At 72.3% G+C, this 11248-nt stretch carries 10 protein-coding genes; 4 read left to right on the forward strand and 6 right to left on the reverse strand.

What is annotated here, in order from left to right; genetic code table 11:
• Positions 1–25: 25 nt before the first annotated feature.
• Complete coding sequence (locus GFD30_RS07535; protein ID WP_153024568.1) at positions 26–238, forward strand: hypothetical protein; 213 nt, start codon at positions 26–28, stop codon at positions 236–238.
• Here GFD30_RS07535 and GFD30_RS07540 read toward each other — a convergent pair whose 3' ends face one another.
• From GFD30_RS07540 to GFD30_RS07565, 6 genes are all read right to left on the reverse strand, one after another.
• Positions 239–760 (reverse strand): GNAT family N-acetyltransferase, encoded by a 522-nt coding sequence (locus GFD30_RS07540; protein ID WP_153024569.1) that lies wholly within the window; start codon positions 758–760, stop codon positions 239–241.
• Complete coding sequence (locus GFD30_RS07545; RefSeq protein ID WP_322633046.1) at positions 757–1173, reverse strand: DUF4233 domain-containing protein; 417 nt, start codon at positions 1171–1173, stop codon at positions 757–759. The genes GFD30_RS07540 and GFD30_RS07545 overlap by 4 nt, the downstream gene beginning before the upstream one ends.
• Entirely contained in the window at positions 1166–2503 is a 1338-nt protein-coding gene (locus GFD30_RS07550) for a bifunctional folylpolyglutamate synthase/dihydrofolate synthase (protein WP_153024570.1), read from the reverse strand. The genes GFD30_RS07545 and GFD30_RS07550 overlap by 8 nt, the downstream gene beginning before the upstream one ends.
• A gap of 84 nt (positions 2504–2587) precedes the next feature.
• Complete coding sequence (locus tag GFD30_RS07555) at positions 2588–5206, reverse strand: valine--tRNA ligase (protein WP_322633047.1); 2619 nt, start codon at positions 5204–5206, stop codon at positions 2588–2590.
• Positions 5207–5248: 42 nt separating this feature from the next.
• Positions 5249–6178 (reverse strand): methylmalonyl Co-A mutase-associated GTPase MeaB, encoded by a 930-nt coding sequence (meaB, locus tag GFD30_RS07560; protein ID WP_153024571.1) that lies wholly within the window; start codon positions 6176–6178, stop codon positions 5249–5251.
• The gene (locus GFD30_RS07565) at positions 6178–7335 is read right to left on the reverse strand and encodes an acetyl-CoA C-acyltransferase (RefSeq protein WP_153024572.1); all 1158 of its coding nucleotides are present in this window, start codon (positions 7333–7335) and stop codon (positions 6178–6180) included. Before GFD30_RS07565 ends, meaB begins: the two co-directional genes overlap by 1 nt.
• 42 nt (positions 7336–7377) lie before the next feature.
• On the opposite strand from GFD30_RS07565, the gene mce reads away from it, so the two are divergent.
• The 3 genes from mce to GFD30_RS07580 all read left to right on the forward strand — a co-directional run bounded on the left by mce (position 7378) and on the right by GFD30_RS07580 (position 11202).
• Positions 7378–7806 (forward strand): methylmalonyl-CoA epimerase, encoded by a 429-nt coding sequence (gene mce / locus GFD30_RS07570; RefSeq protein ID WP_153024573.1) that lies wholly within the window; start codon positions 7378–7380, stop codon positions 7804–7806.
• A gap of 213 nt (positions 7807–8019) precedes the next feature.
• Positions 8020–9219, forward strand: coding sequence for a DivIVA domain-containing protein (locus GFD30_RS07575; protein ID WP_153024574.1), 1200 nt, complete (start codon positions 8020–8022; stop codon positions 9217–9219).
• Positions 9220–9393: 174 nt separating this feature from the next.
• Positions 9394–11202, forward strand: coding sequence for a DivIVA domain-containing protein (locus tag GFD30_RS07580; protein ID WP_153024575.1), 1809 nt, complete (start codon positions 9394–9396; stop codon positions 11200–11202).
• Positions 11203–11248 lie beyond the last annotated feature (46 nt).

Raw genomic sequence — 11248 nt, forward strand, 5'->3', positions numbered from 1 at the left:
ACCGCCCCTGACACGAGGAGTCGAGATGGTCGAGATGATCCTGGCCGGCGTGATCGTCGGGGCGGTGGCCGCGGCCGCCGTCATCACCGGAACGCGCGACCGCCGCCGCCGCAAGGCGCTCGACGGGCTGGACGGCGCCGCCGGGCACCCCGAGCCGATCCCGGGCGGCTGGCACGCCTCCTCCGCGCAGAACGCGGGCGTCACCATGGGCATGGACTCCGGCGGCGACGGCTTCTGATCAGGCCGTGCGCTCGTAGACGCGGCACGGGACCGCGAACCCGGGCACGGTCGTCTCGCGTTCGAGGACCATGCCGAGCTTCTCGGCGACGCGGATCGAGGCGGCGTTCTGCGAATGGATGCAGGAGACGAGCCGGTCGAGGCCGAGCTCGCCGAACGCGAACCCCATCACCGCGCGGGCGGCCTCGGGCGCGTAGCCGCGGCCCCACCGGTCCCTCCTGACGCGCCAGCCCAGCTCGGTCGCCGGGAGGATCTCCGGCAGGAAGTGCGGGGTCGCCAGCGCCGACCAGCCGACGAGGGTGCCGGTGGCGGTCTCGACGGCGGCGAAGACGCCCCAGCCGTGCGCGTCCCAGTGCGCCTCGGCCTTGGCGGTGCGGGCCCGGGTGTCCTCGATGGCGAGCGGTGCGCCGCTGCCGATGAAGCGCATGACCTCGGGGTCGGCGTTGAGGACGTGCATGGCGTCGGCGTCGCCGGCGGTCAGCGGGCGCAGCAGGAGCCGCTCGGTCCGCAGTTCGACGGTCATCGCTTCGGCGGCCTTCCGAGGGCGGTCTTCACGGACCAGCAGTAGCCCCACACGAGCGCGAACACGATCCCGGCGACGCCGAGGGACCAGTGGATCGGCCAGCAGGCGATCACCGCGACCTGCAGGACCGCGCCGGCGGGCCAGACCCACGGGCGCTTCGCCATGCCCGCCAGGACGATCGAGGCGAGGACCAGGGCGGCGATCGCGATGGTCGCGGGAGCGGGGTCGTCGAGGATCATCCGCATCGGGACGATCGCGAGCAGCAGCGCGAGCGCTTCGAACGCGAGCGCCAGCGCGGCGAGGCTGCGGGCGGCGCGGGCCGGGTCGCGCAGGCCGGAGCGGTCGGCGTCCGGCTCCTCCCAGGGGGCCTCGGCCTCCTCGGGCTCCTCGGGGTGCTCGTGGCGGTCAGCCACGGCGGCCGACCAGGATGCGGCGCGCGTCGGCGACGGTGAAGACCGAGCCGGTGACGAGGACGCCGCCGCCGGATTCGTACAGGTCGTCGGCCTCTTCGGCGAGCTCGATGCCGCGGGCGATCGCGTCCCGCATGTGCGGATACACGTGGACCCGCTCCTCGCCGAAGACCTCCGCGGCGAGCTTCGCGAGGGTCGCGGCGGGCATCGCCCGGTCCGACGTGGACTTGGTGACCACGATCTCGTCGAGGATCGGCTCCAGGAGCTCGAGCATGTGGTCGACCTCCTTGTCGGCGAGCATCCCGACGACGCCGACGAGCTTGCGGAAGTTGAACCCCTCGTCGACGGCCTTCGCCATGGCCTCCATGCCGGCCGGGTTGTGCGCGGCGTCGAGGATCACCGCCGGCTCGGTCCGGACGACCTCGAGGCGGCCCGGGGACGTGAACTCCGCGAACGCCTGCCCGACGACCTCCGCGTCGAGCGCCTTCGGCTCGCCCGCGCCGAGGAGCACCTCGACCGCCGCGAGCGCCAGCGCCGCGTTGTGGGCCTGGTACTCGCCGTGCAGGGGCAGGAACAGGTCCTGGTAGCGGGCGGCCCGCGTCTCGATCGTCAGGAGCTGGCCGCCGACGGCGACCTCGCGGGCGGTCACCTCGAAGCCGCGGCCCTCGGCGACGAGCTTCGCGCCGACCGCGCTGACGCGGCGCAGCAGCGGCTCCATCGCCGAGCGCTCCTGGACGGAGGTCACGAGCGTCGAGCCCTCGTGGACGATCCCGGCCTTCATGGTCGCGATCTCGGCGATGGTCTCGCCGAGCCACTTGGTGTGGTCGATCCCGATCGGGGTGATGACCGCGACCTCGGCGTTGAGGACATTGGTGGAGTCGGTCTCGCCGCCGAGGCCGACCTCGACGACGCCGACGTCGATCGGGGTGTCCGCGAACGCGCCCATGGCGAGCGCGACGGTCATCTCGAAGTAGGTGAGCGACTCGCTGGCCTCGCGGTCGACGAGCTCGGCCAGGGGCGCGATCTCGTAGTACTGCTGGGCGAGCCGCTCGGGGCTGATCGGTTCGCCGTCGACGCAGATCCGCTCGGTGACGTCGTTGAGGTGCGGCGAGGTGAACATGCCGGTGCGCAGGCCGTGGCCGCGCAGAAGCCGCTCGATCATGCGGGTGGTCGAGGTCTTGCCGTTCGTCCCGGTGACGTGGACGGACCGGAACGAGCGCTGCGGGTCGCCCATGAGGTCGAGGAGCTGCTTGATGCGGTCGAGCGTGAAGTCCCAGCGGGAGAACCCGCGGGACTCAAGCGCCGCTTCGACTTGCGCCAGTTCGGCGTTCAATGTGGTCGTCCCCCATGGTCGTCGACGAGACGTGCGTTGTCGATCGGTTGTGGCGGCCGGGGCCGCACGCGGCCCCGGCCTCGGTCACGCGAGCCGCTGGAGCTGCGCGGTGATGCGGGCGATGTCGGCCTCGGCGGTCGCCTTGCGCGCCTTGATCTTGTCGACCACGGCGTCGGGGGCCTTCGCGAGGAACGCCTCGTTGCCGAGCTTCGCGGCCGTCCCGGCCAGCTCCTTGTCGGCGACCTTGAGGGCCTTCTCCAGGCGCGCCCGCTCGGCGGCGACGTCGATCGTCCCCGACGTGTCGAGCGCGACCGCGGCCTGGTCCGACACCGCGAGTTCGGCGGTCGGCGCGAAGTCCTCCCCAGGGGCCTCGAGCCGCACCAGGGACCGGATCAGCGGCTCCTGGTCGGCCAGGCCCGCCGCGTCCAGGCCCGTGAACCGCGCCGGCACCGGCTGGCTCGGCTTCACGCCCTGGTCGCTGCGGAAGCGCCGCACCTCGGTCACCAGGTGCTGGAGGGCGCCCACGAGCCGCTCGGCCTCGTCGTCGGCGCCGGCCGGCCGCGGCCAGGCGGCCACGGTCAGCGAGTCCCCTCGGTCCTCAGTGCCGGTGAGCGTCAGCCACAGCTCCTCGGTCACGAACGGGATCACCGGGTGCAGCAGGCGCAGGAGCTGGTCGAAGACGTGGCCGATCACCCGGCGGGTGTCGTCGGCGCGCGGCCCGCCCTCGGCGAGCACCGGCTTGGTCAGCTCGAGGTACCAGTCGAAGACGTCGTCCCACGCGAAGTGGTACAGCGCGTCCATGGCCTTCGCGAACTCGTACTGCTCGAGGTGCCGGTCGACGTCCTCGATCGTGCGCGAGAGCCGCGAGAGCACCCACCGGTCGATCAGCGACAGGTCGACGGGCAGGTCCCCCTCGACCGTGGCGCCGGACATGAGCGCGAACCGGGTGCCGTTCCACAGCTTGTTGCAGAAGTTCCGGGCGACCTCGGCCAGCTCGGTCGACGCGATCGCGTCGGCGCCGGGGTTGGCGTCCCGGGCGAGCATGAACCGCAGCGCGTCGGCGCCGTACTGGTCCACCACGTCGAGCGGGTCGATGCCGTTCCCGGAGGACTTCGACATCTTCTTGCCGTGCTTGTCGCGCAGGAGCCCGTGCAGGAACACCTCGCCGAACGGGGCCTTCCCCATGGCGTAGGTCCCGAACATCATCATCCGGACCACCCAGAAGAAGATGATGTCCCAGCCGGTCACGAGCACCGCGGTCGGATAGAACTTGTCGAGCGCCGGAGTCTGCTCGGGCCAGCCGAACGTCGAGAACGGCCACAGGCCCGAGGAGAACCACGTGTCGAGCACGTCCGGGTCCTGCACGTAGCCGTCGGGCGCGGTCTCGCCCGGGCCCACGCACACCTCTTCCCCGTTCGGCCCGTACCAGATCGGGATCCGGTGGCCCCACCACAGCTGGCGCGAGATGCACCAGTCGAGGAGGTTGTCGACCCACGAGAAGTAGCGCTTCTCCATCTCCGGCGGGTGGATCTTGGTCTCGCCGCTGCGCACGGCGTCGCCGGCCATCTTCGCGAGGCGCTCCACCTTCACGAACCACTGCTTCGACAGGCGCGGCTCCACCGTCGTGTCGCACCGCTCGCAGTGCCCGACCGCGTGCATGTACGGGCGCTTCTCCGCGGTGATGCGGCCCTCGGCCCGCAGCGCGGCGGCGATGGCCGAGCGCGCCTCGAACCGGTCGAGCCCCTGGAACGGGCCGTGCGCGGTGATCACGCCGCGCTCGTCCATGATCAGGATCGACTCCAGGCCGTGGCGCTGGCCGATCGCGAAGTCGTTCGGGTCGTGCGCCGGGGTCACCTTGACCGCGCCGGTCCCGAACGCGGGGTCGACGTGCGAGTCGGCCACGATCGGGATGCGCCGGCCGGTGAAGGGGACCTCCACGGTCTTCCCCAGCAGGTGCCGGTAGCGCTCGTCGTCGGGGTGCACGGCCACCGCGGTGTCGCCGAGCATCGTCTCGAGCCGGGTCGTGGCCACCACGATCGACTCGTCGCCGTCGCCGTAGCGCATGGACACGAGCTCGCCCGCGTCCTCCTGGTGCTCGACCTCGATGTCCGACAGGGCGGTCATGCAGCGCGGGCACCAGTTGATGATGCGCTCGGCGCGGTAGATCATGCCGTCGTCGTACATGCGCTTGAACATGGTCTGCACGGCGGCCGAGAGCCCGTCGTCGAGGGTGAACCGCTCGCGGTCCCAGTCGACGCCGTCGCCGATCTTCTTCATCTGCGAGGTGATGCGCTCGTGGTAGACGTCCTTCCACTCCCACACCTTGTCCACGAACGCCTCGCGGCCGAGGTCGTGACGGGACAGGCCCTCCTTGTCGGCGAGCTGGCGCTCCACCACGTTCTGGGTGGAGATGCCGGCGTGGTCGGTGCCGGGGAGGAACAGGGCCTCCTTGCCGCGCATGCGCTCGCGCCGCACCAGCGTGTCGATGAGGGTGTGGTCGAGCGCGTGCCCGAGGTGGAGCTGCCCCGTCACGTTCGGCGGGGGGATCACGATCGCGTAGGGCTCGCGGTCGGAGTCGTCGGCAGCCTTGAAGCGGCCGTCGGCTACCCATTTCGCGTAGCGTCGCGCCTCTACCTCTACGGGCGCGTACGTCTTCGGCAGTTGGGTTTCCGGGGCCGGCGTCTTCTCTGCTGCGTCTGTCACCGTTCCAGTCTACGAAGCCGCATGGTGAGAAGGCGAAGAGGTTTAGCCGGTGTCGCCGAGAACGCTCCTCGCGGCCGAGGCGACGTCGGTCTCGCCGTTCGCGACGGCCGCCGCCAGCTCGTCGGTGACCCGGAACCGCTCGCGCAGGGCCGCGTCGACCCGGGCGCGGATCTCGGCCGCCGCCCGGCGGCGGCGCTTGTCGGCGAGGTGGTCGCCCTCGGAGAGCCAGTCGCGGTGCTTCGCGATCGCGGCGACGAGGTCGTCGATCCCCTTCGCCTCGGAGGCGACGGTGGTGCAGATCGGCTGGCGCCACTCGCCGGGTTCGCGGCGGACCAGGCTCATCATGGCGCGCAGGTCGCGGACGGCGCCGTCGGCGCCGGGCCGGTCGGCCTTGTTGACGACGTAGACGTCGGCGATCTCGACGACCCCGGCCTTGACCGCCTGGATGCCGTCGCCCATGCCGGGGGCGAGCAGCAGCAGGGTGGTGTCGGCCAGGGAGGCGATCTCGACCTCGGCCTGGCCGACGCCGACGGTCTCGACGATGACCACGTCGAAGCCGAGCCCTTCGAGGAGGCGCACGCCCGCGCCGGTGGTGGCCGCGAGCCCGCCGAGGTGGCCGCGGGTGGCGACCGAGCGGATGTAGACGCCGGGGTCGAGGGCGTGGTCGGCCATGCGGACGCGGTCGCCGAGGATCGCGCCGCCGCTGAACGGGCTCGACGGGTCGACGGCGAGGACGCCGACGCGCAGGTCCTGCTCGCGCCACGCGGCGATGAGCGCGGAGACGAGCGTGGACTTGCCGACGCCGGGCGAGCCGGTGATCCCCACGATCAGGGCGTCGCCGCCCTTGGTGAGTCCGGCGAGCTCGGCGCTCTCGGCGCTGCCGGTGCCCTGGTTCTCGACGACGGTGATGAGGCGGGCGGTGGCCCGGCGGTCTCCCGCGCGGGCCGCCGCCACCAGGTCTGGCAGACCCATCAGGCTCCCTTGAGGACGATCGCGTCGCCCTGGCCGCCGCCGCCGCAGAGGCCGGCGGCCCCGAGCCGCCCGGGGGCGAGCTGGCGGGCGAGGGTCTGGGCGAGGCGGGCGCCGGAGGCCCCGATCGGGTGGCCGAGGGCGATCGCGCCGCCGTCGGGGTTGACCCGGTCGAGCCCGACGCCGAGGGTCTCGGCGGAGGCGAGCACGACCGCGGCGAACGCCTCGTTCATCTCGACCACGTCGAGGTCGGCGACCGAGGCGCCGGCCATGCCGAGGGCCCTGGCGATCGCGTTGGCGGGCTGGTCGAGCAGCGAGTTGTCGGGCCCGGCGACCGTCGCGTAGGCGAGGACCTCGGCGGTCCAGGCCCAGCCGTTGGCCTCGGCGAGCGACTTGCGGGTCAGCACGAGCGCGGAGGCGCCGTCGGAGATCTGCGACGCGGAGGCGGCGGTGATGGTGCCGTTCTCGGTGAACGCCGGGCGGAGCTGCGCGAGGCTCTCCGGCGTCGACTCGGGGCGGACCCCCTCGTCGGCGTCGACGTAGCCGCGCCGGGTCTCGACCGGGGTGATCTCCTCGGCGAGGCGCTCGGCGGCCTTGGCGGCCCGCTGGTGCGAGTCGGCGGCGAACGCGTCCTGCTGCTCTCGGGTGAGCGACCGGCCCTTGAGGTGGCGCTCGGTGGACTCGCCCATGGAGATGCCGTCGTAGGCGTCGGTGAGCCCGTCGTGCGCGAGGTGGTCGAGGAGGACGGCGTCGCCGTACTTAAAGCCGCGGCGCGAGCCCGTCAGCAGGTGCGGGGCGCGGCTCATCGACTCCATCCCGCCGGCGACGACCACGTCGGCGGCGCCGCCGCGGATGAGCTGGTCGGCGAGCCCGACGGCGGTGAGGCCGGAGAGGCACACCTTGTTGATCGCCAACGACGGGATGCGCATGGGCAGCCCGGCGGCCACGGCGGCCTGGCGGGCGGGGTTCTGTCCGCACCCCGCGGGCAGGACCTGCCCGAGGAGGACCTGGTCGACCAGGTCCGGGCTGACGCCCGCGCGTTCGATGGCGGCTCTGATCGCGGTCCCGGCCAGATCGGTGGCGGGGATGTCGGCGAGCGCGCCGTTGAAACGCCCGATGGGTGTCCGGGCGGCGGCGAGGATGACGGTTGCGTCGTTCATGGCGGACCTCCGTTGGTCTGTTCGCTCGATACGCTCGATCGTATGACGTTCACGGACGGAATCGGATTGCGGCGCATCGATCACGTCGGCATCGCGGTGCCCGACCTCGACGCGGCCCTGGAATGGTACGAGGGCGCGCTCGGCGGCCGGGCCGTGCACCGCGAGGTCAACGAGGCGCAAGGGGTGGTCGAGGTGATGGTCGCGTGGCCCGAGGGCGGCGCGCAGGTGCAGCTCCTCGCGCCGCTGACGGACGACTCGCCGATCGCGAAGTTCCTGGGGACCAAGGGCCCGGGGCTCCAGCAGCTCGCGTTCACCGTGGACGACGTCGCGGCCGCCGCGGACGCGCTCCGCGCGAGGGGCGCGCGGCTCCTGTACGACGAGGCGCGGCAGGGCACCGCCGGGTCGAGGATCAACTTCGTGCACCCCAAGGACGCCGGGGGCGTGCTGGTCGAACTCGTCGAACCCGCTTAGTGCGCTGGGGCCCTTGCAGGTCAGGGCCCGCTCTGTCGGATAGGCGACGCCTTCCGGGTGACACCTGGAGGACACCGGAACTTCACCTGTTTCGACATCCGTGTCATTCCAAGGGATTCGCCCGATTTGCGGCTAGTGTTGCGGGTGATCCGGCGGGCACAAACCCCTGACCTTGCTGTCGACATTCCCCTTGGCGTCTGCAAGTATTGGTCCATGTCGCAGCAGCCCTCCAGCAGTACCTTTTTCGACAACGACCAATCGGTGCCGGAATTCCCCGTGCAGTTGCGGGGTTACGACCGGCACCAGGTGGATGACTTCATCCAGAAGAACCTCGCCAAGCTGACCCAGACCGAGCAGCAGCGCACCGAGGCCGAGCAGCGGATGACCGACGCCCAGCGTCGTCTGCGCCAAGCCGAGCAGCGCATCCAGGGCCTCGAGCAGCGCCTCGCCGAGCAGCAGAAGCAGCTCGAGGAGAACACGCGCCCGACCCTGTCCGGTCTCGGCACCCGCGTCGAGCAGATCCTGCGGCTGGCCGAGGAGCAGGCCAACGAGCACCGCGCCGAGGCGAAGCGCGAGACCGAGGGCATCCTCTCGGCCGCCCGCCTGGAGTCGCGCGAGATCACCGACGCCGCCCGCGGCGAGGCCGGCAGCCTGAAGCAGAACGCCGAGCGCGAGGCCAACGCCCTGCGCACCCAGGTGGAGCGCGAGGTCGCGGAGCTGCGGACCAACGCCCGCCGCGAGTGCGAGACCCTCCGCGCCGACGCCGAGCGCGAGACCAAGCAGCTGCGCACCGCCACCGGCCACGAAGTCGCCGAACTGAAGGCATCCGTCGAGCGCGAGGTCGCGACCCTCCGCGCCACGGCGGACCGCGAGATCACCCAGCTGCGTGCCAAGGCCGCCCGCGAGGCCGAGGAGAAGCGCGCCGAGGCCGCGAAGCTCTTCGCCGAGGCGAAGGAGAAGCGCGACAAGGACCTCCAGGCCCTCGACCTCGAACTGGCCGAGCGTAAGGAGAAGGCCGAGCGCGAGGAGTCCGAGCGCCACACCCGCGCCGTCGCCGAGACGCAGAAGCTCGTGTCCGACGCCGAGAACCGCGCCCGCGACGCCGAGGAGCGCGCCAAGGCCGCCGAGACCCGCGGCGAGGAGAAGCGCAGCGAGGCCGACAAGTACGCCGAGGAGACCACCTCGAAGGCGAAGAAGGACGCGCACAAGCTCGTCAGCGACGCCAAGGCCGAGGCCGAGCGCCTCCTGGCCGACGCGAAGTCCGATGCGGAGCGTGTCACCAAGGACGCCGAGTCCAAGGTGGCCGAGCTCACCGCGAAGCGCGACCAGGTCCAGGAGACGCTGCGGAACCTCAGCGGTCTGGTCAGCGGCGCCCTCGGTGGGGCGCTGGGGCAGCAGGACGGCGACAAGTAGAAAAATCAGACGAACAAGTAAACCTGGCGAATCCGCGTTACCGTCGAGACCTACGACAGTGAAGAATGATCGTAGGCGTTGGTCGACGGTGGAGGAACCACAGCTCGGCCGCGTCCCGTCACATCCGGTCCCTATCCGGAGGTGGCGGGACGCGGCTTACGTGAGGATGAGGGCATGGCGCGTGAAGACAGACTCGACGATTCCGAACTCCTGACCGGATTCGATGAGGGCGGACCCATCGACCGGGGATTCGAGACCGCCCTGCGCGGCTACGACAAGCGGCAGGTGGACCGGTACCTCCAGCAGATGCAGCTCCAGATGGACACGCTCGCTGGGGAACGCGCCGAGGCACTCGCGCAGATCGACCGGCTCGTCGTGCAGATCCAGCAGTTGCAGGCCCAGATCCAGGAGCTGCGCCGGCGCAGCGCCGCCGGCGACAACGCCTCCTACCGGCACCTCGGCGTGCGCATCGAGCACATGCTGACGCTCGCCGAGGAGCAGGCCGAGGAGATCAAGGCCAAGGCGCACGCGCAGACCCAGCACCTGCACCAGCGCGCCGACCAGCGCCTGCGCGAGGCCGAGGCGCAGATCGAGCAGGCGCGCAAGGATTTCGAGACGACGTTGAAGGCCCGGCGGGCCGCCGCCGAGAAGGCCGAGGCCGACCGGCGCGCGATCATCGACGCCGAGATCAACAAGCGGGCCCGCGAGGCCCAGGCGATGCTGGACCAGGCGAAGGAGCGCGCCGCGGCGCTGGTGGCCGAGGCGGAGCAGGACGCCGAGAACAAACGGGCCGCCGCTGACGAGCAGACCCGGCAGCTGGTCGCTCACGTCGAGCGCCTGCGCGCCGAGGCCCAGCAGCTCAAGGACGACGCCGCGGTGGCCGCCGAGCAGGCGATCGCCGAGGCCCGCGAGAAGGCCGACCGCATCGCCGCCGAGGCCGAGGCGGAGGCCGAGCGCAAGCGCGCCGAGCACGAGGCCGAACTGCGGGACCTGCGCACCGAGGCCGTCGAGAACCTCGAGCGGTTCAAGCAGGAGACCGAGACGTTCGCGCAGTCGGTCCGCACCGAGGCCGAGAACGAGGCGACGCGCCTGCGCGCCGAGGCTGCCGACAACGCGACCCTGACGCGCACCGAGGCCGCCGACGAGGCCAAGCGGCTCCGCCAGGAGGCCCAGCGCCGCCTGGAGGAGGCCGAGGCCGAGTCGCAGCGGCTCACGGCCGAGACCGAGCAGAAGGTCGCGGCGCTGACCGCGGAGGCCGAGGAGACCGCCCGGGCGCAGCGGGAGGCCGCCGAGGCGCTCGCGCAGCGCCTCACGGAGGAGACCGAGCGGGAGACGCGGCGCATGCGCGAGGAGGTCGCCGCGGCGACCCTCCAGGAGCGGCAGGAAGCCGAGACCGCCGCGCGTGCGCTGAGCGAGGCGGCCGCCGAGGAGAGCGAGCGGCTTCGCGCCGAGGCCGCGGCGGAGGCCGAGCGGATCACCGCCGAAGCGGCCTCCGAGGCCGCCCGGCTCCGCGAGCACGCCGACCGGGCCAAGGCCGAGGCCGAGGCCGACGTCGAGCGCGCCCGCGCCCAGCTGGCCGAGATCGAGGCCGAGCGCGAGCGCCTGCTCGCCGACGCGAAGGCCGAGGCGCAGCGGATCCTCGAGCAGGCCGGCCTGGAGGCCGAGCAGGTCCGGGCCGACCGGGACCAGTACATCGCCGAGGCCGAGAAGAAGGCCGAGAACGCCAAGCGCCGCGCCGAGGAGCTCTCCAAGTCCGCCAAGCAGACCGCGCGGCGCGACTCCGAGGCCATCCTCGCCACCGCGCGGGCGCAGGCGAAGAAGCTCATCGAGGAGGCCCGCCGCGGCCGCGGCGAGGCGGCCGAGGAGCCGGCCCCGGCCGGCGACGGCGCGGTGAACAAGTCCGCGGCCGCCCGCAAGCGCGCGCAGAGCGGCGGCAAGCAGGCCAGCAGCAGCGAGTCGGCCGAGAAGGTCTCGTACTCCTGAGCAACGCGACACGGAGGGCCCGGCGCTGAGCGCCGGGCCCTCGTCG

Origin of the sequence: Glycomyces albidus (genome assembly GCF_009451885.1) — a bacterium.
GTDB classification, from domain to species: Bacteria; Actinomycetota; Actinomycetes; order Mycobacteriales; family Micromonosporaceae; genus Glycomyces; species Glycomyces albidus.